General features: G+C 63.6%; 19 protein-coding genes, 1 tRNA gene and 1 pseudogene. 5 read left to right on the plus strand and 16 right to left on the minus strand.

The genetic code is table 11. From position 1 onward, the window contains the following. Positions 1-205: 205 nt before the first annotated feature. Positions 206-1,192 carry a glycoside hydrolase family 5 protein gene (locus XcyCFBP4188_RS21160; RefSeq protein ID WP_043909789.1) on the minus strand — a complete coding sequence of 329 codons (987 nt, stop codon included), beginning with the start codon at positions 1,190-1,192 and terminating at the stop codon, positions 206-208. Between the two features lie 426 nt (positions 1,193-1,618). Here XcyCFBP4188_RS21160 and XcyCFBP4188_RS21165 point away from each other — a divergent pair, with 426 nt between their 5' ends. Next, positions 1,619-3,475, plus strand: a complete 1,857-nt coding sequence (locus XcyCFBP4188_RS21165; protein WP_174705868.1) for a putative bifunctional diguanylate cyclase/phosphodiesterase — start codon at positions 1,619-1,621, stop codon at positions 3,473-3,475. A gap of 101 nt (positions 3,476-3,576) precedes the next feature. Here XcyCFBP4188_RS21165 and XcyCFBP4188_RS21170 read toward each other — a convergent pair whose 3' ends face one another. Continuing rightward, positions 3,577-5,139 carry a sodium/sugar symporter gene (locus tag XcyCFBP4188_RS21170; protein WP_023904700.1) on the minus strand — a complete coding sequence of 521 codons (1,563 nt, stop codon included), beginning with the start codon at positions 5,137-5,139 and terminating at the stop codon, positions 3,577-3,579. Positions 5,140-5,394: 255 nt separating this feature from the next. Next, on the minus strand, positions 5,395-8,007 hold the full coding sequence (locus XcyCFBP4188_RS21180; RefSeq protein WP_104592812.1) for a glycoside hydrolase family 3 protein: 2,613 nt from the start codon (positions 8,005-8,007) through the stop codon (positions 5,395-5,397). A 435-nt stretch (positions 8,008-8,442) separates the two neighbouring features. Here XcyCFBP4188_RS21180 and XcyCFBP4188_RS21185 point away from each other — a divergent pair, with 435 nt between their 5' ends. Continuing rightward, positions 8,443-10,398, plus strand: a complete 1,956-nt coding sequence (locus XcyCFBP4188_RS21185; RefSeq protein WP_043909791.1) for a PhoX family protein — start codon at positions 8,443-8,445, stop codon at positions 10,396-10,398. A 1,157-nt stretch (positions 10,399-11,555) separates the two neighbouring features. Here the strand turns inward: XcyCFBP4188_RS21185 and XcyCFBP4188_RS21200 are convergent. From XcyCFBP4188_RS21200 to pcnB, 8 genes are all read right to left on the minus strand, one after another. Further along, positions 11,556-12,182 carry an ATPase gene (locus XcyCFBP4188_RS21200; RefSeq protein ID WP_006452315.1) on the minus strand — a complete coding sequence of 209 codons (627 nt, stop codon included), beginning with the start codon at positions 12,180-12,182 and terminating at the stop codon, positions 11,556-11,558. A gap of 3 nt (positions 12,183-12,185) precedes the next feature. Then, positions 12,186-12,530, minus strand: coding sequence for a type II toxin-antitoxin system prevent-host-death family antitoxin (locus tag XcyCFBP4188_RS21205; RefSeq protein ID WP_006452314.1), 345 nt, complete (start codon positions 12,528-12,530; stop codon positions 12,186-12,188). A gap of 212 nt (positions 12,531-12,742) precedes the next feature. Beyond that, positions 12,743-14,257 carry a glucose-6-phosphate isomerase gene (pgi, locus tag XcyCFBP4188_RS21210; RefSeq protein ID WP_006452313.1) on the minus strand — a complete coding sequence of 505 codons (1,515 nt, stop codon included), beginning with the start codon at positions 14,255-14,257 and terminating at the stop codon, positions 12,743-12,745. After that, positions 14,254-14,634: an aspartate 1-decarboxylase gene (gene panD, locus XcyCFBP4188_RS21215; protein ID WP_074057625.1), complete on the minus strand. Its 381-nt coding sequence runs from the start codon at positions 14,632-14,634 to the stop codon at positions 14,254-14,256. The genes pgi and panD overlap by 4 nt, the downstream gene beginning before the upstream one ends. A 109-nt stretch (positions 14,635-14,743) precedes the next feature. Continuing rightward, complete coding sequence (gene panC, locus XcyCFBP4188_RS21220; RefSeq protein WP_006452311.1) at positions 14,744-15,586, minus strand: pantoate--beta-alanine ligase; 843 nt, start codon at positions 15,584-15,586, stop codon at positions 14,744-14,746. Further along, entirely contained in the window at positions 15,583-16,398 is an 816-nt protein-coding gene (gene panB / locus XcyCFBP4188_RS21225) for a 3-methyl-2-oxobutanoate hydroxymethyltransferase (RefSeq protein WP_006452310.1), read from the minus strand. Before panB ends, panC begins: the two co-directional genes overlap by 4 nt. Before the next feature lie 35 nt (positions 16,399-16,433). Next, positions 16,434-16,919 (minus strand): 2-amino-4-hydroxy-6-hydroxymethyldihydropteridine diphosphokinase, encoded by a 486-nt coding sequence (gene folK / locus XcyCFBP4188_RS21230; RefSeq protein WP_006452309.1) that lies wholly within the window; start codon positions 16,917-16,919, stop codon positions 16,434-16,436. A gap of 3 nt (positions 16,920-16,922) precedes the next feature. Beyond that, positions 16,923-18,290 (minus strand): polynucleotide adenylyltransferase PcnB, encoded by a 1,368-nt coding sequence (gene pcnB / locus XcyCFBP4188_RS21235; RefSeq protein ID WP_104592813.1) that lies wholly within the window; start codon positions 18,288-18,290, stop codon positions 16,923-16,925. A 48-nt stretch (positions 18,291-18,338) separates the two neighbouring features. Here pcnB and XcyCFBP4188_RS21240 point away from each other — a divergent pair. Then, positions 18,339-18,413, plus strand: a tRNA-Glu gene (locus XcyCFBP4188_RS21240). A gap of 424 nt (positions 18,414-18,837) precedes the next feature. On the opposite strand, the gene folE2 is transcribed toward XcyCFBP4188_RS21240, so the two are convergent. After that, positions 18,838-19,761 carry a GTP cyclohydrolase FolE2 gene (folE2, locus tag XcyCFBP4188_RS21245; RefSeq protein ID WP_006452306.1) on the minus strand — a complete coding sequence of 308 codons (924 nt, stop codon included), beginning with the start codon at positions 19,759-19,761 and terminating at the stop codon, positions 18,838-18,840. 35 nt (positions 19,762-19,796) lie between these two features. Further along, positions 19,797-20,957 (minus strand): N-acetylmuramoyl-L-alanine amidase, encoded by a 1,161-nt coding sequence (locus XcyCFBP4188_RS21250; protein ID WP_104592810.1) that lies wholly within the window; start codon positions 20,955-20,957, stop codon positions 19,797-19,799. Positions 20,958-21,176: 219 nt separating this feature from the next. Here XcyCFBP4188_RS21250 and XcyCFBP4188_RS21255 point away from each other — a divergent pair. After that, positions 21,177-21,400, plus strand: a pseudogene (locus XcyCFBP4188_RS21255) (hypothetical protein). A gap of 198 nt (positions 21,401-21,598) precedes the next feature. Beyond that, complete coding sequence (locus XcyCFBP4188_RS21260) at positions 21,599-22,069, plus strand: hypothetical protein (protein ID WP_043910424.1); 471 nt, start codon at positions 21,599-21,601, stop codon at positions 22,067-22,069. Here XcyCFBP4188_RS21260 and XcyCFBP4188_RS21265 read toward each other — a convergent pair. The 3 genes from XcyCFBP4188_RS21265 to XcyCFBP4188_RS21275 all read right to left on the minus strand — a co-directional run. Then, a complete protein-coding gene (locus XcyCFBP4188_RS21265) occupies positions 22,014-23,561 on the minus strand; it encodes an MASE1 domain-containing protein (protein ID WP_095574660.1) in 1,548 nt (515 codons plus the stop codon). The two genes, XcyCFBP4188_RS21260 and XcyCFBP4188_RS21265, sit on opposite strands and share 56 nt — an antisense overlap. A 405-nt stretch (positions 23,562-23,966) precedes the next feature. Beyond that, entirely contained in the window at positions 23,967-25,394 is a 1,428-nt protein-coding gene (locus tag XcyCFBP4188_RS21270) for a sugar porter family MFS transporter (protein ID WP_046933753.1), read from the minus strand. Between the two features lie 85 nt (positions 25,395-25,479). After that, a partial coding sequence (locus XcyCFBP4188_RS21275; RefSeq protein ID WP_487410577.1) for an apurinic/apyrimidinic endonuclease family protein occupies positions 25,480-26,215 on the minus strand: 736 nt, incomplete at its 5' end.

Below are 26,215 nucleotides of genomic sequence, written 5' to 3' on the forward strand. Positions count from 1 at the left end.
AGCCGGCACCACCGTGCCCGGCTTACGGAGTGGCCAAAGCCCCTCCAACAACACAGTTGCTACAAGGACGTACTTGCGGCGTGTCCCGCGATGGTGGGCGGGCAAGGGCCCTGCAGCAAAACCAAACACCAGCCGCTCTACAACTAGCCTAAGACGCAATACCGATTCAAAAGACCGCCGACGCGCGCCGACGGGGTCTGACCTCTCAACGCGGGCCGAACACGCTAGCCCTGCGCGAAGTCGCCGCAATCCCATCGGCGCCCAGGAGCAATCTGGTTCCCCAGGTGCTGAGGCGTGCGGCATTCCAGCCAACTGCAATGTCCAGCGATTTGGTGCTGCTGTCGTTGCCCGACCACGACCACCCCATGTAGCCGACGCTGTACTCGCGTGCGCGCCGCATGATCGACGCTTCGTCCACGTTGGCGCCGCGATGGTCTCCACCGAACTCGCCGATCACCAGCGTCAGCTTTTTATCGCGGAAGGCACGCAGATAATTGTTGACCGTCGCATCGCTGCCAAACACCTCGTACATGTGCACGCTGAAGATCACATTGCGCTTGCTGTCGCGCGCCAGCAGTGCAGCGGCGTTGTCGCGCATGTAGAACTGCCAGTCCTGCCCCCAGTTCGGCGCATCCACCATCAGCGCGTGGGTCAGACCGCTCTTGCGTAACGCAGCGATCGCGGTGGCATGGCCATTGACCCATTCGCTCGCGCTCAAGCGATTGCCGAACGGCTCATTGCCGATATTGATGATCACGTGGTCTTCGTTACCGATCAGCGCCTTGCGGATGCTGGTCCAGTAAGCGGTGGCATGGGCCAGACCCGCCGCCGCGCCGTCTTCGCCATAGCCGGTGGTGTCGTGCACTTCCAGCACCGCGATCAGGCCCAGGCTCTTGCAACGCGCGATGATGCGCGCCACCTCGGCCTCCGGTGTGCGGTTCCAGCGGTAGCCGGAGCTGAGCACCACCCGCACGCTGTTGGCGCCGGTCGCGGCGATGGCCACCAAGGCTGCATCGGTACGGCTTGTGTACCAGGCATGCGGCAGATTGACCCCGCGCAACACCAGCGCGTTGCCGTTGGACTCACGCAACTGCGTGCCCGAGACCGACAATCCCGCATGCGCGGCAGACGAGAGCGCCAGACCGGCGGTGATCAGGAGCATGCGTTGAGCGAAAGACTGCAATGATTTCACGATCGGTTTCCAGGCAGGGACGTCGTAACCGCGACGGCAGAACCCACAGCTCGCATGAACACTGTGTCAACTCCCGACAGCGGTGAAGGCAACCCAGATCACAGAAGCAGCGACGCGCTGAAATAAATCGGGCTTGTCGCTGGCTCTACAAATCCGCGTACAGCCAGTGATCGGCCGTAGGCCGGCAATGTTTAGCGGTCTGGAGGCATTCCGTCGCCGCTTGTGCGACAGACTTTGCAGATCAGGAATGTCGCCCGAGTCAGACCAATCACCGACGCTGCGAGTCGCGGTAAACACCGCGCGATTGCATCGACCCGGCCAGCGACAGCACATGGCATGCCGCCTGCCGACAGCACTGACCGCAATCAACTGAACAAAGCCAGTCGCCCCTGATCAAGGGATCACGCTTCAGGCCGATACGAACACATGAAATCCACGCTCGCTTCTGCCGAATCCCTGCTTTCGCCGATGGCCGATGAGTCGACCCGGCTGGCCGTCCTGCGTGGCTTGTGCCTGCTGGACTCGCCACCGGACCCGATGTTCGAGACCATCGCCGCGATGGCCGCACGCAGTCTGGGTGCTGAAATCGCGCTGGTCTCGCTGGTGGACGAGCACCGCCAGTGGTTCAAGGCGCGTATTGGTCTGGAGGCGCAGGAAACCCCGCGCGACCAGGCGTTCTGCGCCCATGCGATCCGCGCCGACGAGGTGATGGTGGTACCCGACGCGCAGCTGGATCGGCGCTTCTGCGACAACCCGCTGGTGCTGGGCCCGCCGTTCATCCGCTTCTACGCAGGGGCACCGCTGAAACTGCTCGACGGCCACAGCATCGGCACCTTGTGCGTGATCGACACCAGCCCGCGCCCAGGTCTGGACGCAGCGACCATCGCCCAGTTGGAAGGCCTGCGCGACCTGGCCGTGCTGCGGGTGGAAAACCTGCGTAGCACCACTTATCGGGATGGCCCGACCGGTCTGCCCAATCGATCGCGCTTTGGCGAGGACCTGGATGCCTGGCTCTCGCAACGCGAAGGCGCACCGGCGACCACCGCGGTGGCGGTGGACATCTGCGGCAACGATTACTTCCGCGACATGGTCAAGGCGCTGGGCTGGGATTACGCCGACGGCTATGTGGCCCTGGCGCAACGTCGTCTGGCTGCCTATCTGCCAGCCAGCACCGCGTTGTATCGCCTGGACCCGACCACCTTCGGCTTTCTAGCGCAGGCCGAAACGCAACGCTTGTCCACGCTGTGCATCAAGGTCTCCAAGGCCTTCGCCGAACCGCTGGAACATCAGGGTATTCCGCATACGGCCGTGGCCTCGATCGGCGCGGTTGCGCTGCAGACCAGCTATGGCGCCGCCGATACCATCCGCTCGCTCACCACCGCGGTGGATGTCTCACGTGAGCGCTCCTTGCCGTGGAGCATGTACGAGCGCAAGCACGATGTGGCCCAGCGCAATACCTTCCGCTTGCTCGCGGCCTTGCCCGCAGCGCTGGACAGCGCCAGCCAGTTGCGTCTGCACTATCAACCGCGCGTGGATCTGCACGATCACCGCTGCGTGGCGGTGGAAGCGCTGCTGCGCTGGCAGCACCCGATGATCGGCCCGGTGATGCCGTCCGACTTCGTGCCGATGGCCGAGAAGACTGCGCTGATCAACCGTATCACCGCCTGGGTCATCGACAACGGCATCGCCCAGGCCGCGCGCTGGCAACAACAAGGCCTGGACTTCAATCTGGCCTTGAACGTGTCGGCCGCCGATCTGGACCGGCCCGGTTTTGCCGGCCTGCTCAAGCGTGGATTGGAGCGCCACAAGCTGGACCCGCGCCGGCTGGAAATCGAATTCACCGAAAGCGCGATGATCCGCCACCCGGAGCATCTGGCCGAGCAACTGGCGGCCATCGCGGCGCTGGGCGTGCATATCGCCATCGACGACTTCGGCACCGGCTACAGCAATTTCAGCTATCTCAAGCAGTTGCCGGCCAGCTCGTTGAAGATCGATCAATCCTTCGTCCGCTCGCTGCCGGACAGCCGTACCGACCGCACCCTGGTGCCGGCGATGATCCAGCTCGGCCACAGCCTGGGCCAGCGCGTGGTCGCCGAAGGCATCGAGTCGGCCGAGGCGTATGCGCAGTTGCGCGCCTGGGGCTGCGACGAAGGCCAGGGTTACTGGATCGCCAAGCCAATGCCGGCCGCCGCGTTGGAAACCTGGCTGCAGACGCCGTGGCATGCGCAATTTGAAGCCCCGGTCAATCTGCTCGCCGCGAGCCTGGCGGCGGCGCGGGTGTAATCGTTGCGTCGCGTATAAACCGCAACGTCCAAAGCACTGCGGCGCGACACCTGCGTGCCGCGCCGCGTGCAACAACCGATGTCAACCGGTTGCGTTGGCGATTACCAGAACACCGCGTACAGCGCGATCAGAATCACCACCACCCCGATCGCACCAATCTTGAAGCCCAGCGTGGTGCCGTAGGCCACATCGTCGGTACGGATCAGATCGCGCGCCTGGGTGGGCGCGGTCATCAGCGACACCAGCACCGCCAGCACCAGTGCCGCCACGAACACCACGCCGATGCGGTCCATGAACGGCAGTTCCGGCCAGGCGAACTTGAGCGCGAACGACAGCACCACCGAACCGATCGCCGCGGTCAATGCGCCAGCTTCGTTGGCGCGCTTCCAGAACAGGCCGAGCATGAAGATCACCACCACGCCGGGGGTAAAGAAGCCGGTGAATTCCTGGATGAACTGGAAGCCCTGATCGAAGTTGCCCAGCAACGGCCGCGCGGTGAGGATGCCGATCACCACCGCCACGATGGCCACGATACGGCCCACGCGCACCAACTGCTTCTGCTCGGTCTGCGGGCGGAACTTGGCGTAGAAATCCAGGGTGAAGATCGTCGCCACCGAATTGATCTTCGAGGCCAGCGAGGCCACGATCGCCGCCACCAGCGCGGCGAACACCAGGCCCAGGATGCCGGTCGGCAACAGCTGCATCATGGTCGGATAGGCCTGATCGGGCTTGGCCAGATCCGGCGCCAGCACCACTGCGGCGATGCCCGGCACCACGATCACCAACGGCATCAGCAGCTTCAGGAACGCCGCGAACACCATGCCCTTCTGCGCCTCACCGATGTTCTTGGCCGCCAGCGCGCGCTGGATGATGTACTGGTTGAAACCCCAGTAACTGATGTTCATCACCCACAGACCGCCGAGCAGCACGCTCAGGCCGGGCAAATCTTTGTAGAACGGGTTGTCCTTGCTCAGGATCATGTGGAAGTGCTCGGGGTGCGCACTCCACAGTTGCTTGAAGCCGGCCAGCACGCCGGCACCATCGCCGATGCGCGCCAGGGTCAGGCCCGCCACCAGCAGGCCGCCCAGCACCAGCAGCGTGACCTGCACGATGTCGGTCAAGGCGACTGCTTTCAGACCGCCGTACAACTGATACACCAGCGCGAACACGCCGATCAAGGTCAGCGCCAGGGTCTGGTCCATACCGGTGACCTGGCTGACCGCGATCGACCCCAGCCACAGGATCGAGGTGAGATTGACGAACACGTACAGCAGCAGCCAGAACACCGCCATCAGCGTGCGGATCCACTTGCCGTACCGCTGTTCCAGGAACTGCGGCATGGTGTAGATGCCGTTGCGCAGGAAGATCGGCAGAAAGAACTTGCCGACGATCAACAACGTCAGCGCCGCCATCCATTCGTAGGAGGCGATCGCCAGACCGATCGCATAGCCGGAACCGGCCATGCCGATGATCTGCTCGGCCGAAATGTTCGCGGCAATCAGCGAGGCGCCGATCGCCCACCACGGCAACGACTTGCTCGCCAGGAAGTAATCCTCGGCGCTTTTGGTGTGGCCTGCCTTCTCGCGCGAAACCCACTGCGCGAGCACGAAGATGCCGGTCAGATAGACCAGCACAATTACGATATCCAACGTCGCCAAACCCACTGCACTCTCCTGTCTGGCTCTGGGGTGTGCGTCGTGGACCGGACAGGTCTGCAGACTGCCGCCGCCCGCACCGTGTGCATGACGGCAGCGCGGCGAACCGCAGCTGCAGACCTTCCAGGCCGATCGACGCGCGCGTCCCGCGGCGGCTGATGACACCACCGGTGAGGGTGGCCGCTGTAACACATCGCCGGGGCCGGCGACGCGTGTGTTGTTTGATTACCTGGACACCCCCGCAAGCGTGCGCGGGAGTGCTGCTTACTTGACCGGGCAGTCGAGCGTGACTTCGGCTTCGTTGAGCGCGCCCAGCGCGATCTTCGACACCGACAGGTCCAGCGCCGCAGCGCTTTCGATGCTGGCGACCTGAGTCAGCTTGGTCACATCGGCACCGGCCACTGCGAAGCACTTCAACGGCACGCCGACCACCTTCCACTGGCCTTGCGGCAGCGCGGCCAGGGTCTTCTGCGCATCGACACGGCCGCCGCACTTGTCGCCGCAGCCCACGCCCAGCCACACCGGCGCAGTCACCGCGCTGTCGCGGCGCACGGTCAGCTGCAACTGCACATCGCCGTTGCTCTCACGCGAGACATCGACCGGCTTGCCGGACACCAGCAACACGCTGGAGGCCTTGGCACCGGACCAGACCAGACGCCGTGCATCTTCCTGCGCCTTGTGATCGACCGCGGTCATCTTCAGGCTGCCATCGGACAGACCCACCGGCAGCGTGGTCGCCGGCATGTTGGCCTGGCCGGCATTGGACAGCTGCATCGCAATGCCCAGCGCCGGCTTGCCGCGCACGAAATACACCCCGCCCACCGACTGCTCGCCAGACACACCGGAGTCTTCAGGCAACGCGGCCAGATCACCCTTGTCGGCGTAGCTCAGGCCAAAGCCGAACTTGAACTGCGGGTCGTAATCCTTCTGCCCAACGTTGTTGGCGAACTGCACCGCCGTCTTGGGCCAGGAGAAGCTCAGCTTGCCCTTGAAGTCGTGTTGTACCGTGCCATCGGCCTTGCGCAGCAGCACGTCGGCAATGCCCTCGCCTTCCGAACCCGGCAACCAGGCAGCGACGAAGGCATCGGCCGCGTTGATGTACTGGTTCATCCATAGCGGACGCCCGCTCAGGAACACTGCCACCACCGGGATGCCTTCGGCTTTGAGCTTCTTGATCAGTGCCAGTTCGCTCTCGTCGCCCGGCTTGTACAGCAAGGTGGCGATGTCGCCCTGGAACTCGGCGTAAGGGTTCTCACCGAACACCACCACCGCCACGTCCGGCTTGGTTTTGTACGCGCCGTCGACTGCCAGCTCGGCCTTGCCGCCGGCCGCCTTGATCTGCTTGTCCAGGCCTTCCCAGATAGTGTTGCCATTGGGGTAGTCGCTGCGCTTGGTGCCGGTGCCCTGCCAGTTCAGCGTCCAACCGCCGGACTGCTTGCCCATGTCGTTAGCGCCATCGCCCAGCACCAGCACGCGCTTTTTCGGGTCCAGCGGCAGGATGCCGGCCTGGTTCTTCAACAGCACCAGCGACTCGCGCACTGCCTGACGGGCGATCGCACGATGTTCCGGCGCGCCCAGCAATTCGTACTTGCCGCCGAGCGGGCGCTTGGACGGCTTGCCGGCTTCGAACAGGCCCAGACGCAGCTTGACGCGCAGGATCCGGCGCACCGCATCGTCCAGGCGCTCGGTCGAGATCTGACCCGACTTCACCGCCGCCAGTTCGGTGTCGTAGATGCCCTTCCAGCTGTCGGAGGCCATCGCCATGTCGACGCCGGCAATGAACGAGGCCGGGCAGTTTTCGTTGGTGCAGCCCTTGACCTGGCCGTGGCCATTCCAGTCGCCGACCACGAAACCGCCGAAGTTCATGCGGCCCTTGAGCACGTCGGTCAGCATGACCTTGTTGCCGTGCATCTTTTCGCCGTTGAAGCTGTTGAACGAGGCCATCACCGTCTGCGCACCGGCCGCGATCGCCGGCGGATAACCGGCGGCGTGGATGTCGCGCATGGTGGCTTCGGACACCTTGGTGTCGCCCTGGTCCTTGCCGTCGGTGGTGCCGCCGTCGCCGACGAAATGCTTCACCGAAGAAATCACGTGGCTACCGTCGAGGAACTGCGGCGTGCCCGGCACGCCCTGCACGCCTTCGACCATCTTGCCGGCGAAGCTGGCCACCACCTCCGGCGACTCGGAATAGCCTTCGTAGCTGCGACCCCAGCGGTCGTCCTGCGGCACCGCCACGGTGGGCGCGAAGGTCCACTCCATGCCGGTGACGCGGGTTTCGGCAGCGGTGACTTCGCCAATCTGCTTGATCAGCTCCGGGTTGCGCGTGGCGCCCAGACCGATGTTGTGCTGAAACAGCGTGGCACCGACGATATTGCTCTGGCCGTGCACCGCATCGATGCCGAAGATGATCGGGATCGCGTTGCCGCCCTTGGAGGTATCCATCGAGGCTTCATAGAACGCGTCGGCCAGCTTCAGCCATTCGGCCGGGCTGGCGTTGTACTTGCCGCCCGGATCGGAATTGCCGCCGGCCAGCACCGAGCCGATGCGGTACTTGCGCACATCGTCCGGGGTCATGCTGGCGATGTCGCCCTGGATGGTCTGTGCGACCTTCTCTTCGACACTCATCTTGGCCATCACATCGGTGATGCGCTGCTCCAACGCCTGGTCCTGCGCGAACGGCCACTTCGGCGACGGCCACTGGTCGGGATGGATCGCGGTGGACGCCTCGGCAGGCGCGGCGGCCGGTGCGGTCTTGCTCGCCTCGGCAGCGGTGTCCTTGCCTTGGCAGGCAGCCAGCATCAGCACCGCGGCGGCGGTGGCCAGAGAGAGGGCACGACGCGCGACGGGCGCGGCGGTACAACGAAGCAGCTTGTCCAAGATCCAGGTCTCCAGGTGGTTCTCCCCACGGCGATGCGTGACGCCGCAGGCCATTAGGCGGCGTACGCTTGCGTGATTCCCCTACCCTGTCAACCGCGCCAGCCCGTATGCCAAATGGCCGGCAACTTATTGGCCGCGGCTATAGCCTTGGAATACCGGCAGCACCTGTCAAACCACGGAAAACCGCCGAATCCGGCGCGCTGCTTGGCATTCGACAAACGCGCACTTTGTTGCATCGCACCACTCGGTGCTGTCAGGGATGCGCAGCCGGACCGTATCGATACAGCGTGGTCGGGTCCGCTGCGATGCGCGCATCCAAACCCCAGCCAACGAGTGAGCCCGTCGTCAAACAACTGTCATACGGCCGGCCTAGCGTGACCGGCTTGCCGATGCGCCGCAGGCCATCGTTGATCGTTGTCTTTGCCTGGAGTTTCGATGTCTGCCTCCCCCGATCCCGCCCGCCGCCGCCTCATGCAACTGCTGGCGTCCGTCCCGATGCTGCCGCTTGGCAGCGCCAGCGCCGCCGCCCTGCAGCAACTCGGTGGCGCCGCCTTGGCTGCACGCCCGTTACGGCCCTCGGAAAATCCCACCCAGTTGGTGTCCGCCACGTTCCATGGCATGCCCGCGCCCAGTCTGGCCAACCCGGCTGCCATGGCCACCACCACGGTCGGCTCGGCACTGACCATCGCCCGTAGCGACGGCAGCACGCAGCGCTACGACTTGGCCTATCAACCGTTCTTCGTCACCGGCGACCAGGTGCCCGACGGCAAGGGCGGCACCGTGCTGGCTGGCGGCTATTACGACATCCAGCACCGGCCGATCATCGACCGCTCCAAACCCGGTGCCGAACGCCCGTTCTTTTCCGATTGCCCGGACGGCTCTTCGCTGCTGACCCTGCCAAATGCCAAGGTGACCGGAGTCAAAGGCAATCACGTGTTCGCGGTGGTGCAGTTCGAATACACCACCCGCGACCAGGCAGGCAACGACACCAATCGCCATTTGCCCGCACCGATCGCGGTACTGACGCTGGATCAGGACCCGGCCACCGGCAAGCTGTCGCTGGTGAAGTACCACAACGTGGACACCGCGCCGGTGCACGGGCTGTGGACCACCTGCGGCGCCAGCCTATCGCCATGGAATACCCATCTGTCCAGCGAAGAGTACGAGCCCGACGCCACCGCGCTGGCCGGTAACACCCAGTTCCGCAGCTACAGCACGCATCTGTACGGCGACCCGGAGAAAGCCAATCCGTATCACTACGGCCATCTGCCCGAAATCACCGTGCACCCGGACGGCACCGGCAGCGTACGCAAGCACTATTGCCTGGGCCGCATCTCGCACGAACTGGTGCAGGTGATGCCCGACCAGCGCACCGTGCTGATGGGCGACGACGCCACCAATGGTGGGTTGTTCATGTTCATCGCCGACCGCAAGGCCGACCTGTCGGCCGGCACTTTGTACGTCGGCAAGTGGCACCAGACCTCGGGCGTCGGCCCGGGCGCCGCCACGCTGAGCTGGATCAAGCTCGGCCACGCCACCAGCGCCGAAATCCAGGCCCTGGCCGATCGCCTCACCGCCGCCGACATCCTCGACGTGCATCTGAGCGACCCGGGCGATGCCTCCTTCACCAAGATCCCGTTCAACGGCACCTTCAACTGGATCCGCATCAAGCCCGGCATGGAGAAAGCCGCAACGTATCTGGAAACCCATCGCTACGCGGCATTGGCCGGCGGCAGCCTGGGCTTCACCAAACTCGAAGGCACCACCGTCAATGCCCGCGACAAGGTCGCCTACATGGCGATGTCCTACATCGTCACCAGCATGCGCGACGGCTCGGGCGATGTAAAAGTGGAAGGCCCGGACTCCGGTGCGGTGTATGCGCTCAACCTGCGTGGCGGCCGCCACGACAGCAGCGGCGCGCCGATCCACAGCGACTGGGTGCCGATCGACATGGCCGCTCCGGCCGCGCTCACCGGCCACGACCTGGCCAAGGCCGATGCGCTGGGCAACCTGGCCGACCCGGAACGCCTGGCCAACCCGGACAACCTCAAGTTCTCCGAAACCCTGCGCACCTTGTTCATCGGCGAAGACAGCAGCCTGCACGTCAACAATTTCCTGTGGGCCTACAACGTGGACAGCGGCACGCTGACGCGTGTGCTGTCGGTGCCCGCCGGTGCCGAATCCACCGGTCTGCATGCAGTCGACGAGATCCACGGCTGGACCTACGTGATGAGTAATTTCCAGCACCCCGGCGACTGGGAAAGCCCGCTGCACGACACCGTCAAGGCCACGCTGGATCCGCTGATCCGCGCCAACTACAAGAACCGCTTCGGCGCGGCGGTGGGCTATCTCACCGGTGACCCCGTCGCGGTGAAGTTGGGCAAGGCCTAAGCGCAGGGCGTGGTCGCTCGCAGTGCGGCAAAGCGCTGCGAGCAGCATCGTTTTTAATCCGTTGTATCAACTGCGCGACGGTCGCTTGTGTGAGGGCGCGTGAGTCGGTCGAGCGTGCGATGCCCTCACCGCTCGCGGGACACGCCGTGAACCCGTCCATGGGGGCTCGGTGGCGGCATCCATGCCGCCACACGGTCCCGCAATCGGCGAGGACACCGCAACAGAAAGTTAGTCGGCTGCTTTGTTGAAAACATGCACACCGACCATCTCCACTGGTCCTTGCCCGCCCACCGTCGCGGGACCTTACGCGGCATGGATGCCGCGTAAGAGCCTACACGGACGTACTTGCGGCGTGTCCCGCGAGGGTGGGCGGGCAAGGGCCCTGCAGCAAACGCGAAGAAGTCGAGTGCGGCGAGGGCACGGTGCCCTCACCGCTCGCGGGACACGCCGTGNAATCGGTGAGGACACCGCACCAGACAGGGTACTGGTTGCTTTGTTGAAAGCTACGCACACCGACCATCTCCACTGGTCCTTGCCCGCCCACCATCGCGGGACCTTACGCGGCATGGATGCCGCGTAAGAGCTTACAGGGACGTACTTGCAGCGTGTCCCGCGATGGCCGGCGGGCAAGCGCCCTGCAGCAAACGCGAAGAAGTCGAGTGCGGCGAGGGCACGGTGCCCTCACCGCTCGCGGGACACGCCGTGAACCCGTCCATGGGGGCTCGGTGGCGGCATCCATGCCGCCACACGGTCCCGCAATCGGTGAGGACACCGCACCAGAGAGTCAGCCGATTGCTTTGTTGAAATCATGCACACCGACCATCTTGATTGGTCCTTGCCCGCTCACCGTCGCGGGACCTTACGCGGCATGGATGCCGCGTAGGAGCTTACAAGGACGTACTTGCAGCGTGTCCCGTGATGGTGGGCGGGCAAGGGCCCTGCAGCCAGGCTGAAGATCACCTGCTCTACAAGTGATCTATCTACATTGTTCAACCAGTCCGTACTTGCAGCGTGTCCCGCGATGGTGGGCACGCAAGGGCCCTGCAGCCAGGCCGCAGATCAGCCGGCCTGCAGTAGACCGGTGTGAAGCAGTTTTATTAGCCACTCCTATCTTCAATCAGGCAGGCGACTCGCGCATGTCCGCCCGGATGCTCTGCTCAAAACGCACGGCGCGTCTCCAATGCCGCCATCACGATGGGCTTTGCCCAGTCGGGCACCTGCGCTAACGCTTCTAATGTCGTCGGATAGTGCAAGCCGGCTCGGTCCAGTTCCAGCACCAGCAGCGGCTCGGCCTGCCCCGCCGCATCGGCGCGCGCGCTGTTGTCGTAGACATGCAGCAGCACCAGATGCGGCAGCAGCGCGATCAGGTTGGCGCGCGAAGCATCGTAACGCTCGCGGATCTTGTGCTCGGCAATGGCATGGCCGCCAGCGGCAACGCGCGCAGCCACACGTTCGATATGCAACTCGACCGTCGACAAACCGCAGAACCACACCGCCACCGTGTGTTGCGCGCAGGCCTCGCGCAGCAGGCGCGGGATGGTCGTTGCGCCAAGCGTGGTTTCGAACGCGTAATCGCGGCCATCGGCCATCGCCTGGCGTAGCCGCCGCACGCCTTCCTGCCAGGCTTGTGCGTTGGCCTCTTCGAGCGCCCAACCCTGCTCCACCAGTTGCCTGGTGAACGCGTCCGGGTTGAACCAGGTTGCGCCGTCTTCCTGCAGCAATGTGCCCAGCAGCGAACTCTTGCCGGCGCCATTGACGCCGGCCAGCACCAGGATATTTCCCACAACCTAGAGCGACGGACCCAGGATGATCTTCCTGCCCCGGCGTGCGGGCTTGCTGATCACCGCAGCCAGGCGTGAGCCTTCGGTCACCGCCGCAAGATGCGCATCGAACTTCAGCTGCAATGCCTGCAGCGACTGCGCCCGCGTCGAGGCATCGGCGGCCGCGCTCGCCTGACGCACCAGGCGCCGGTATTCCTCCGCATCCACCACCACCGCCTCGGGATGATTATGGTTGGTGATGACCACCGCGCCATGCGTGCGCACCTTGCGCATCAGGCTGGGCCAGCCCTTGACCTTGATGTCGGCGGCAGGAGATTTTTCCAGGCCGGGCAGATCCTGCGGGTGTGGCATCGGACGGTCCTGCAAGGAGTGACGGGTATCAGCCTACTCCCAAATTTACCATTATTGGTAATTTGGCCATTTTAGCCAGACCAGCCTATGCCGGCGCAGAGAGCCGGCCTGCAGACTGCGGGTCGCATGCACCCGCGCACCGTACCGCTTCCCCCAAACGACAACGAGGCCCGAAGGCCTCGTTGTCAAACACGCTACCGCTGCGTAACTACTCAGCCGCGCAACTTGGACAGCAGCTCGCGCGTCACCGGGTCTGCCACATCAGCCGACTCGCCCTTCAGCGCCGGCAGCAACTGGCTGGCCAGTTGCTTGCCCAGCTCCACACCGAACTGGTCGAACGCGTTGATGCCCCACATCACCGACTGCACGTAGACGCTGTGCTCGTACATCGAGATCAGCGCGCCCAGCGATTGCGGAGTGAGCGCATCGAGCAGGATCACCGTGCTCGGGCGGCCGCCCGGATAGCTGCGGTGCGGATCGCTGCTGTCCTGGCCATTGGCCAGCGCCTCGGTCTGGGCCAGCACATTGGCCATCAACGCGACATGGTTTTCTGCGTATGGATCGTCGTTATGCACGGTACCGATGAAATCGGCCGGCACCACGCTGGTGCCCTGGTGCAGCGCCTGGAAAAAGCTGTGCTGCACATCGGTGCCCGCACCGCCCCACCACACAGACACGGTGTCGCTATCCACCGCAGAACCATCGAGCTTGACCCGCTTGCCCAGGCTTTCCATCACCAGCTGCTGCAAATACGCCGGCAGCAAGGCCAGACGCTGGTCGTAGGTCATCACCGCATGCGTCGCGCTGCCGAGCAGGTTGCGATTCCACACGGCAGTGAGCCCGTGCAGCACCGCGATGTTCTCTTCCAGCGGCGTGTTGAGCGCATGCGCATCGAACTGCGCTGCGCCTTCGAGCAAATGCTCGAAACGTTCGAAGCCGATCGCCAATGCGATCGGGAAACCCACCGCCGACCACAGCGAATAACGCCCACCGACCCAGTCCCACATCGGCAGCACGCGGCTTTGCGCGATGTCGAACGCCTTGGCGGCGCGCTCGGGATTCGCACTGACTGCATACAGCCGCTCGCTGCCGCCCAACCAGGCGTGCAGGATGCTGCCGTTGAGCAAGGTCTCCTGGGTGCCGAAGGTCTTGGAAATCAGGATGCCGGCGGTGCGCGCCGGGTCCAGCGTCGTCAGCGTGCGCTGCATCGCCGCGCCATCGACATTGGAGACGAAATGCACGCGAAAACGCGCACCCGACGGCGCACGCAAGGCATCGGCCACCAGCCGCGGACCAAGGTCGGAGCCACCGATGCCGACACTGACGATATCGGTGACGTCGGTGGCTTCCAGCTGCTGGATCAATGCGCCCATGCGCTGACGCACTTCGGCAGCGGTTGCATACGCTTCGGAGGCCACCGGCGCATCGGTCAGATCGCCACGCAACGCGGTATGCAAGGCAGCGCGTTGTTCGGTGACATTGACCTGCTCGCCGCGGAACAACCGCTGGAACGCGCCGGCCAGATCACGCTCGCGCGCAATCGCAAACAAGGCATCGAGCGCGGCGCGGTCGTACTTTTGGCGCGCGAAGTTGAAATACAACGGACCGACTTGCCTGGCGTACTGCGTCGGCCGTTGCGGCTCGGCGGCAAGCAATGCGGGGATGGCAGCGCCGCGCAGGCGCTGGGCGTGGGCGTGAAGCGCGTCGAATCCGTTGGTGTGTGTCATGCGGCCTGCGTGGGGATGCTGTGGTTGGTGTGGGAGATCGCGTTGTGCGCGTTCACATATACCAGATTGGGCTTGAAGGTCTCGGCTTCGGCTTCGCTCATGCTGGCGAAGGCGGCAACGATGATCAGATCGCCGACCTGCACGTGACGCGCGGCGCCGCCGTTGAGCGAGATGATGCCGCTGCCTTCGTCGGCACGGATGGCATAGGTGCTGAAACGCGCACCGTTGGTGACGTCCCAGATATGCACCTGTTCGAACTCGCGGATGCCGGTGGCTTCCAGCAGCAGGCCGTCGATGGCGATCGAGCCTTCGTAATTGAGCTCGGAGTGGGTGACGGTGGCGCGGTGGATCTTGGCTTTCAGCAGGGACAGGTGCATGACGGGCAACGGCTAAAGGAAAGCCGGCATTTTAGCGGAAAGCGCCCGCGCCGACCGGCCTGCAGCGCGGTCGGTGGTGAGGGCTTCAGCCCGGCCGCAGCGGCGGGCCTCAGAATTCCAGGTTGTCGATCAACCGGGTGTTGCCCAGGCGTGCAGCGATCAAGGCAACCCGCGCGCCGGCGTTGCTGTCGCCCGGCTCGCTGAGGTCGGGCAGACGCACCACCGCGTAATCGACGCTGAAACCGGCCTGTTCCAGCGCCTGAGTGGCGGTGTCTTCGACCTGCGCACGCGGCGTGCCGGCGGCATAGCGCTCGCGCATCTGCAGCAACACCTTGCGGATGTGCGTCGACTGCGGGCGCTCGTCGGCGGTCAGGTACTGGTTGCGCGAGCTCATCGCCAGGCCATCGGCCTCGCGCACGATGCTGCCGCCCAGGATCTCGATCGGAAACGCAAGGTCGGCCACCATCTGCCGGATCACCGCCAGCTGCTGATAGTCCTTCTTGCCGAATGCGGCCACGTCCGGCTGCACCTGATTGAACAGACGCGCAACCACGGTGCACACGCCATCGAAGTGCCCCGGCCGGCACACGCCTTCCAGCACATCGCTGACGCCCGGCGCATGGATCGGCGTGGCCAATGCGGTGCCCAGCGGATACATGGTGTCCACGTCCGGCAGCCACAGCGCATCGCAGCCGGCGTCTTCCAGCCCGCGCAGATCGGACTCGGGCGTGCGCGGGTACCGCGCGAAGTCTTCGTTCGGGCCGAACTGGGTCGGGTTGACGAACACGCTCGACACCACACGGTCGGCGTACTGGCGCGCCAGCATCACCAGTGAATAATGGCCGGCGTGCAGGTTGCCCATGGTCGGCACCAGCGCCACGCGCAAGCCCTCACGCTTCCAGCCGGTGACCAGTGCGCGCAGTGTGGAAAGATCGGTAATGGTCTGAATCATGCGGCGTACGCGTGCTCTGCATCGGGAAAGCTGCCGTCGCGCACGGCTTGCGCATACGCGCGCACCGCGCCTGCAACCGAGCCGCCTTCGGCGAGGAAATCCTTCACGAACTTGGGGCGGCGATGGCCGCTGTCCAGGCCCAGCATGTCGTGCATCACCAGTACCTGGCCATCGCAGCCGGGGCCGGCACCGATGCCGATGGTGGGCACGCTGAGTTCGGCGCTGATCTGCGCGGCGATCGGGGTCGGCACGCATTCCAATACGACCAGACTGGCACCGGCATCGACCACCGCCTGCGCATCGCGACGCAACTGCTCGCCAGCTTCGCCGCGTCCCTGCACCTTGTAGCCGCCGAAGCGCAGCACCGATTGCGGGGTCAACCCCAGGTGCGCGCAGACCGGGATCTCGCGTTCGACCAGATAGCGGATGACCTCGAGCTTGTGACCGGCGCCTTCGAGCTTGACCATCTCCGCGCCGGCCTGCAGCAGCTGGGTGGCCGCGTCCAGCGCACGCTCGGGCGTGGCATCGGCCTGGAACGACAGATCGGCCACCAGCAACGCGCGCTCCAGCGCACGCGCCACCGAGGCGGTGTGATAGACCATGTCGGCGGTGGTCACCGGCAGCGTGGAGGTATGCCCCTGCACCACCATGCCCAGCGAATCGCCGACCAGAATCAGGTCCACGCCATTGACATCGAAAGTGCGCGCAAAGCCGGCGTCGTAGGCGGTCAACATGACCAGTTTTCGACCGTCGCGCTTGGCCTGCGCCAAGGCGGGCACGGTCCAGGGCTTGCTGTCGGTATGGCTGCTCATGAAGTCATTACGTGGGGTGATAAGCCGGCCATTATCTACCCAATCGGCTCCAGCCCGCTGACCTGGATCGATTGCAGGGCGTGCCGCACTGTTCCATGCCCAGGAATGATCGCCTCCGGAGCCAGCTCGGACAGCGGCAACAAGGCGAAGGCGCGCACCTGCAGATGTGGATGCGGCACCTGCAGGCGTGGCAGGTCGATCACCTGATCGGCATACAGCAGCAGATCCAGGTCCAGCGTGCGCGGGCCCCAGCGCTCGCCGGCCTGGCGCTGCCGGCCGAAGGCCTGCTCGATCCCGAGCAAGGCATCCAGCAACTGCAGCGGCGCCAACGTGGTAAGCAACTGCGCTGCGGCGTTGATGAAATCGGGCTGGTCCTCGCGGCCCCAGGCCGGCGTGCGATACAGGCGCGAGGCCGCAATCAACGTGGACTGCGGCAACGCGCCGAGCGCGGCGATGGCAGCGCGGACGCTGGCCTCGGCCGGGCCCAGGTTGGCACCCAGGCCGACAAAGGCGGTGTGCATGCCCTACTCGCCTGCGGGAGCGCCGGTGCGACGACGGCGGCGACGGCGCTTGCGCGGCGCGCCCTCTTCGCCCTCTTGATCGACCTGCGCGGTTTCGATCGCATCGACCAGCTCCTGGCCGGAGGACTTCTGCGCCTCGCGCCAGAACTCCACGTCGGCGGCATGATCCGGCGAAGCAAACTGGCGCAGCACCAGAAAATCGAACGCGGCGCGAAAACGCGGATGCGACAAGGTGCGGAACACGCGCTTGCGCTGACGCGAGGAAAAGCGCGTCTGCAGCAGCCAGATTTCCTGCATCGGCAGCGAGAAACGGCGCGGCAATGCCACACGCTCCAGCTGATGCAAGGTGACCCGGTCGGCGGCGCGGCGCTGCGCGTCTTCCGGCTGCACGCCTTGCGCCTGCAAGCCCATCAAGGTGCGGCAAAACGCCGGCCACAGCAGCAAGGCGAACAGGAATGCGGGCGATACCGGCTCGTCGTTGGCAACGCGTGCATCGGTATTGCGCAGACCTTCCAGCACCATGGCGCGCAACACGCCGCTGCGGTTGGATTTCAGGGCTGCGGCACTTTCGGGAAACAGCGCGCCGAGCAGACCGTAACGCTCCAGGCCTTCGAAACTGGCCACGCCGTGCCCGGACAGGAACAGCTTGAGAATTTCTTCGAACAAGCGCGCCGGCGCGGCTTCGGACAACAGCCCGGCCAGGAGCGGAATGGGTTCTGCGGTGCCGGCTTCGATATCGAAGTTGAGTTTGGCGGCCAGGCGTACCGCGCGCAGCATCCGCACCGGATCTTCCTGGTAACGCAGCTCCGGGTTGCCGATCAACTTCATCAGCCGTGCCTGCACGTCTTCGAAGCCGCCGCAGTAATCGCGCACCGAAAAATCCTCGATCGCGTAGTACAGGGCATTGCAGGTGAAGTCGCGACGGATGGCGTCGTCTTCGATGCTGCCATAGACGTTGTCGCGCACCAGCCGGCCGTTATCCAGTTCGCGATCGCCGCTGCCGTCATCGACATTGGCGCGGAACGTGGCCACTTCGATGATCTCGCGGCCGAACACCACATGCGCCAAGCGGAAGCGGCGGCCGATCAAACGACAGTTGCGGAACAGCGCTTTGACTTCTTCCGGCGTGGCGCTGGTGGCGACGTCGAAATCCTTGGGATGCCCGCCAACCAAAAGGTCACGGACCGCGCCGCCGACCAGGTAGGCGCCAAAGCCCGATTCGCGCAGGCGATACAGCACGCGCAGCGCGTTTGGGCTGATGTCCTTGCGCGAGATGGTGTGCTGATCGCGTGGAATGACGCGCAGCGTGAACGGAGATGTAACTGAGGGTTCGATGATGGCGTTTCCGTTTTGTGTTGCAGGATTGCCCAACGGCTGTTGCCACACTATACTAGCCCGCTGCACAGGACGCGACAAAACGCTCCCTTCGTCTAATGGTTAGGACGTGGCCCTCTCAAGGCTAAAACAGGGGTTCGAGCCCCCTAGGGAGCACCACTCCCGTCTCGCTGCAGAAAAAACGCCAGGGCCCCGCATTGCGGGGCTTTTGCGTTGTGGCGCGCTTGGCCCGCACTGCATCGTGCAGTCGCTGTAGCTCGACGCCGAACGTAAGAGGCTCCCAAGCCATCGCTTCAAAGAGTGCAAGCCTGCCGCGCTGAGACGTTCATTGGTCGAGGTCGTTTGCAGGCGTTACGTGGCGTGCTACGAACATGCCGCAGACATTCGTCAACGTCGCTGCCGATCAGCAGCGGCGCACTCGCGTATTCGTACCGATCGCGTTGGCGCGCATGACCACGTACGGACCGACCAAGACACATGCCCGCGCGCTCACGTGCCCGTTACGCATCGCAGCCAGATCGACACCGCGTTTGCGTGGACGTGGCGCACAACGCAGCGAATTCTTGCACGGCATGGCAATCCCTCAATCGGCAAATGGATGAAAGCCCTCGGCAGCGCTGTCGGTCTCGGCAACCGCGTCGTGGGCATGCAGACTTTCGAAATGGCGAACCGCCACATGGAAGTTGGCGTAGCGCTCGGCCAGCATCTTGCGCAGACGCCGCGCAGCGTCTTCGACATACATCAGGTTGGCGCCGTTCAAGCGCGCAAACGCCTGCTCGTCGATGCGCCGCACTGCGGCCTGCACCGGCGTAGCCAACGCTTGTTCGCATAGCGCGACCAACTCGCGGATATCGAACCGCTGCGTGCAGGCGATCAGATCCACGCGTACCTGCGCCACGCTGCGCTGGCTATGCGGCGTGGCGTACGAGCCGTGATGTTGCAGCCAGTGCGCAACGTCTTCCGGCGGCAGTGCCTCACGCCCGGCGTGTTGCTGCAAGAACGCCTCGCTCAGCAACTGGCGCGATAACGCCGCAGAGCATGGGCATGTAGAGGCGTAGAGCACATCGATCTGCAGACGGACATGGCTGCGCCCTGCCCTGCATTGCGCATCGATCCGCACCGGATACGCGCGCCAACCGGCCAGTCCTTCGCTCAGCAATGCCGGCATCCGCAGCATCAACTCGAAAGCCAGCGACGCGCGCGCTGCGCGGCTGCCGCAATCGGCATGGCTGTCGATCATGGACTGCAGCAAATGCGACAGCATCGCCGGCGACAATGGCTGCTCCAGGTGTTGATCGAGCAATCGATACAATCGCGACATATGGATGCCCTTGCGCTCGGGCTGTGGCAGATCCACCTGCACAGTGGCGCGCGCGGCCACAGTTCCGCCTGGCTCGGCTTCGTCCAGGCGCACCGGCATGGCGATGTCCTGCATACCCACCCAACGCAGCGGCGCGCTCAAGGTGGAAAGTTCGGTAACGGCAACATCGGGAAGCGTGGCGGACATCGAAAGCTCGTTGAATGAGGGGGAGTGATCGCGCCTCAGGCGCGACCGGGAAATGCCTGAAAGTAATCGTCGATGCCGGCGTGCAAGGTCTGCGCAAGTTCGTCCTGATGCGCATCGCCACACAGCCGCCGGCAATCGTCGCGATTGCTCATGAAGCCGGTTTCCACCAGCAGCGACGGGATATCCGGCGACTTCAACACCGCAAAGCCCGCCTGCCCGACCTGGTTCTGATGCAGCCGTGTCACCTGCTGCAGACGGCCGAGCATCAAGCTGCCGAACTGCAGGCTGCTGGCGATGGTGCCGCTCAGCGACAGATCGGCCAGCACCTGCGACAACACCGGATTGCTCGGCACCCGTAGGCGGCGCGCGCTATCGCCCATGTCGTCGGCGGCGTTCTCGCTATCGGCGATCCAGCGCGCCAATGCGGAGCTGGCGCCGTTCTGCGACAGCGCGAACACCGAGGCACCGCGTGCTTCGCTGTTGGGTGCAGCATCGGCGTGGATGGAGACGAACAGATCGGCGTTGTGGCGATGGGCGATCAACACCCGCTCATGCAGCGGCACGAAGCGATCGTCGCTGCGGATCATCGTCGGCCGGTAACGCGGATCGGCCGCCAGACGCTGGTGCAATCGCCCCGCGACCGCCATGGCCACATGCTTCTCGTAGCGCGCATCTGCACTGACCGCGCCGGGATCCTTGCCGCCGTGGCCGGCGTCGATAGCGACCACGTAGGGGTGCAGGCGCGAACGTGTGGGCACCGCCGCTACGACGGCCGGATCGCTTCGATCGGCGGCGGACAACGACGCAGCGCCGGAGGCCGCAGCAAGATCCAGTACCAGCGCATTGCCCTCCCACCGCGCAGTCGCTGCCAGCGGCTGCGCCAGATCGAGCACCACGCGCAATCCGTCCATCTGCGGACCGCTGCGAATCGCGACGACGGCAAGGCCGCCAGGCAACGGATCGATCCGCGGTGGCTGGGTCGAGATGCCGGACAGGTCGATGACCAAGCGCTCGGGATCGGACAGACCGAAACTGCGGTACGCGACCTGGCCGCTCAAGTCGAGTCGAAGCCGCAGGCCGTCATCGTGCTGCTGCACGCCGCAGCTGCGCAGTGCCGGAACCCCTTGCGCATAGCCCAGGCCCGGCGACAGCACCAGCGCCGCGCCGGCGGTCTGCAGCAGCTGTCGCCGCTTCATGGCGCCCGTCTCGGACTATCGGTGAAGCGGCTTCCCCATCTCCGATCTGGTGAGCGACTCGGCTTGGAGCACACGCACAACGGCATTGAACAGAACACGGAGGCCAGGCTAAGCGAAGGAAATGAAGTGTTATAAAGTAACATTTGCGGCGCAAAAGCAAGCCCGTGTGTGCTCGCATGCGTCTTCACGTTCATTTCCTCGTCTAACGGAGCTCACCCAATGTCCGCCGCCCTCCCCACCAGCTACACCGCCTGGCGCCACTGCATCGAAGTCGATTGCGCCCAACCACTGACCCCCCTTTCATCGCCAAGCGCCTGACCAGCCTGCGCGACTCAAGCGACCACCATACCCAGCAGTTCGTGCGTCGCTGGGGCCAGGTGCATCACCAGGAGGTGATCGGGTGGTTTGAGCGTGCTGGCAGCGAGCTCGAGCCGAGCGACTGAGCTGGCCGCTACAACGCTGCTCATCAGTCCCGTAGGCTAAGTAACACGTTCTTATCGGCTCTACTGGTCGATGTCTTACCTGTTAGGTATTACTCGATACTTCTGCGACAAACAATCAACAAAACTTCTTCGTCAGGACGTAACGTACAGGGGCCTGAATCGCAGGCGGAGTTGCCCCACGCAGGGGGAAGGCAAATCATGAAGAACGTAAATAATGGGCTCAGAGGTTTTTGTTTAATCGCCGGACTTTTCGCATCGAGCGTGGCGATGGCTCAATGCTGTGGAACTGGCGGAATCGGCGCGCATGCAATGACAGGACTTGGCGATAGCAACCCAAAGTCCGCCAACCTCGCCATTGACCCCTCTCTTGCCATATATGAACTGCATCGCGACGGAGTCACCTATCTACAGATCAACGATGTAACCGGCGTGGTCCGTGCGGTGGTTGCCAGAGTGGACAACGCCCTCTGGACCTTGCCAATGGGCAAGGATGTGGAGCGCGTCGTGTTGCCTCCAACTAACAAGATTTCTGCAAGCACGCGCTCAAATGATTCGGCAACACTTGACGCAATCCAACGCGATCAAGCACGACTCGTCTATAAGACAAAGAACTTCACGGTACTAGCCCGGCGCGAAGCAACTGGGGACCGGTGGATAGTTTCTCCCTGACCTCCAGGGAATCAGGCTCAGCAACAAGAAACGTCACAACCAACGCATGGCGGCGGCGCAGCGTGCCGCCATGCGCTTTCAATCGTGCATCCAGTTCGGCTTCAACATCGTTTGAGTCGCGCCCAACCAACTCAGCTGACGAAGAGTCTGCAATAACGCGCACCACAACCCCCCTAGCCCCTTTGCCTGTCCACGCACGCGCCTGGATGAAATGCCTGCTAGCCAAAGGCAAGATCTCGACACAGTTGAGCACACTGCGGTACGCGCTCAGCTGTAGCTCTAACGACAGATTTTTGCAATTCCCACGAAACACGTGCTCAAATTGAGATTGACAGAAGCGCTCGAGGGCCGGCGAACGCAACGCTTGATATAGCCCGTGCGTCTCGATTTCCAACGGATACAGTGCGGCTACATATTGCTGCAATAACTGCGACTCAAGCACACCAACCCGTGTCATCTCCATTGCAACCGCATGCTGTCCTTTCGCCCTCAAATCAGCTATGACGTTTTTGCGCATCCTGTTGATCTGCACATTGATATCAGAATATTCAAGCACGCGATTGCGCAACAGACGTTCGGCACTGGAATAGCTCGCGCGAGCAAATAGAAGCGGGTCGTCCTTCGCGCGGTTCGAAACCCCATTGCGGGCAAACTCACGCAGGCGTGCGTTAAAGACAAAGAGAACCGTCGTTATGACTCCGTAGAGCAACTGGACGTTGTAAACATGCTGATCAAAGAATCCGGCTTGATAGACCCGAGGAAGAGAGAACTCAAGCCCAAAGCTTGCCAGTAGCGCCCCCAATGCAATGCCTCTCCACCCATGCCTGAAGGTCAGCAAGATCATCGGCACAAGCATCGCGATCATCAAAATGTTTCGAATCGATGGGTCGCTCGAGATACCCAATCCGAAGAACAGCCCAAGGATGACAACGACTGCAATAGCAAAATCCTTTGGCAGGGCGGAATGCACTGGACCGTCATTCCAATTGGTCCACAACATTGTCGGAAGCAGCAAGACCAGTATTCCGAGATAGCTGCCTGAACAGTAGCGCAGCAGCAGATCAATCACGGGATAAATCGTTGGCCCACCGAGCATCTCGTTCAAAAGCATGCTGCATACTGCGTTCCAAAGCCCTATCGCAAGTGCAGCCGGAATAAGCCAATGCTGGCTCTTGACGATATTAGGAACATGGTAACGAAGCAGGAAAATGCCGCCGGCAATCAGGGGTCCATGCACGAACGGACTCAGGTAAGACCATAGCGGGTTGAATCCCTGTAGCTCGCCCAGGGGAATACGCAAGACCAACATTGCCGCAGCATCCCCTAGCAACAGATACGGCCATTCGCGATACGGTCGAAACAGTAAGGTAACGACCCGCAAGCCAACCGGCAGATACCATTGATCAATGGACAAGCGCCAGAGAATAAGAAATACCAAGCAGTAGCACACGCTGATCAGCATGCCCCTGATAAGCTCTTTAGCTACTGCCATACCACCACTCCTTGGTTCCACGATGCGTCCTAGTCTGGAGGGAACTGCTCGGCCGAGTATAGCGGTGGCGCACACATTGCGATAAAGCCTACACAGCTGGACGCGCATCGTGTGCGTTTGACGTCGCGCTTTGCACTCTAGTGGTGCAATGCTTCCATCTATGGACAAGCATTCAGCGCGGTTGTTGAGGCGATTGGTGGCTTCGATCATCGCTATCACCGAAGAAGGGCAGACGCGCGATTCGATCAACACAACAACTTCGCTGAAGCACTATGGTTTGGCTTGCTGCGGCGACTTATACATGGGCGCCTCGCCGTTGGACATAAGCGAGACCATCAACGAAGAAGGCCGCGCAATGCGCGGCCTTCTTCGTTTTCCATGCCGATATCTGCATAACAGACAGAATCAGCCTTCCATCTGCTCCAATTCCTTGCCCTTGGTCTCGTAGACGTACTTGAGCACGAAGAACACCGAGATGAAGGCGGCGACGGTGTAGATGCCGTACGCACCGGCGAGACCAATGCTGCCGAGCAGGATCGGGAAGCTGACGGTGATGGCAAAGTTGGAGGTCCACTGCGCCGCACCAGCAATCGCCAGACCCGAGCCGCGGATCTGGTTGGGGAACATCTCGCCCAGCATGACCCACATCACCGGACCCCAGGAGGCGTTGAAGAACACCACGTAGACGTTGGCGGCCACCAGCGCGAGCATGCCCATCGCATCGGACATGGCGAGCTTGCCGGTGGCATCCAGCGAGGCGGTGGCGAAGGCATAGGTGACCAGGGCCAGCGACACCGCCATGCCGACCGAGCCGATCCACAGCAGCGGCTTGCGGCCGATCTTGTCGACCAGCATCACCGTGACCAGGCAGGCGCCGATGCTGAGGCCGCCGGAGAGCACGTTGATCAGCAGTGCGTCCTGCTCGGAGAAGCCCACCGCCTGCCACAACACCGCGCCGTAGTAGAACACCACGTTGATGCCGACCAGTTGCTGGAACACCGCAAGGCCCACGCCGATCCAGACGATGGAGCGCACCTTGCCGGTGGCCTTGTTGATCAGGTCGGAGAACTTGGGCTTGTGCTGGTCGGCCGACATGGATGCAGAGATTTCGCCCAACTTGGTTTGCGCGGCGGCGTTACCGTACAGGCGCTTCAGTACCACCAGCGCCTGCTCGCGACGGCCCTTGACCACCAGGTAGCGCGGGCTCTCCGGGATGACCAGCAGCAGCAACAGGAACGCCAGCGAGGGAATCGCCTGCATCCAGAACATCCAGCGCCACGCGGCCTGCCCGCCCCATAACGGCTCGGTAGAGGCACCGGCGGCGTTGGCCAGCAGATAGTTGCTCAGGAACGCACAGAACAGCCCGCTGATGATGGCGATCTGCTGCATGGTGGCGAGCCGGCCGCGATAGCGCGCAGAGGCGACCTCGGCGATGTAGGCCGGTGAGATGACGCTGGCCGCGCCCACCGCAAAGCCGCCCATGACGCGAGCGAAGATGAAAAAGCCAGAGCTGTGCGAGGCACCGGCGCCAATGGCCGAGAGCAGGAACAGCGCTGCAGAAATGATCAGGACCGCGCGGCGGCCCCAGCGGTCGGCCAGACGTCCGGCAAAGAAGGCGCCGATGGCGCAACCCAGCAGCATCGAGGCGACTTCGAACCCGGTCTCGGCGGCACTGGAATTGAAGGTCTGCTTCAGGCCGTCGACAGTGCCGTTGATCACGCCGCTATCGAAACCGAACAAAAATCCGCCGATCGTGGCTACGCAACTGATCAGGACGATAAAACGGGTGTTCTCACCGGCATCGGGGGCGCCGTTTACGGAGACACTGGACATGGATTCACCTGGAAGCATGCAAAGGAGCGGCCATGGGGGTGGCCGGCATCGGCCGGCGACGCAGTGCGCCGCCGGCCACGGGACATCAACGCGTCAGATACTGATTGATCAGGTTCTCGTAGGCTTCCTGGCGGCCGCTGAGTTGCTTGGGTTCATTACCGGCTGCATGCTGGGCCACATCCACCAACGTGCTGGTGCCATCGGCAAACGCCGCACCGGCGCCGCTGTCGAAGCTGGCGTAACGCTCGGCGCGCCACTGCTCCAACGGCGAAGACGTCAGCAGCGCGTTGGCCACTTCCAGCCCGCGTGCGAACGCGTCCATGCCGCCGATATGCGCCAGGAACAGATCCTGCGGATCGGACGATTCGCGGCGCACCTTGGCATCGAAATTCAAGCCGCCCGGTGCCAACCCGCCCTGCCGCAGCACCACCAGCATCGCGCCGACGGTGTCGTACAGGTCGGTCGGGAACTGGTCGGTGTCCCAGCCGTTCTGCGGGTTGCCACGGTTGGCGTCGATGCTGCCGAGCAGGCCGGCATCGGAAGCCACCTGCAAGTCGTGCTCGAAGCTATGGCCTGAGAGCGTGGCGTGGTTGGCTTCGATATTGAGCTTGAAATCCTGGTCCAGGCCGTGCTGGCGCAGGAAGCCGATCACCGTGGCGCTGTCGAAGTCGTACTGGTGCTTCATCGGCTCCATCGGCTTGGGCTCGATCAGGAAATTGCCTTTGAAGCCGATCGCACGCCCGTAGTCGCGTGCCAGGGTGAGGAAGCGTGCCATGTTGTCCTGCTCGCGCTTCATCTGCGTGTTGTGCAGGCAGGCATAG

The sequence above is a fragment of the Xanthomonas hortorum pv. cynarae genome, from assembly GCF_002939985.1.
Classification (GTDB): Bacteria; Pseudomonadota; Gammaproteobacteria; order Xanthomonadales; family Xanthomonadaceae; genus Xanthomonas; species Xanthomonas hortorum_D.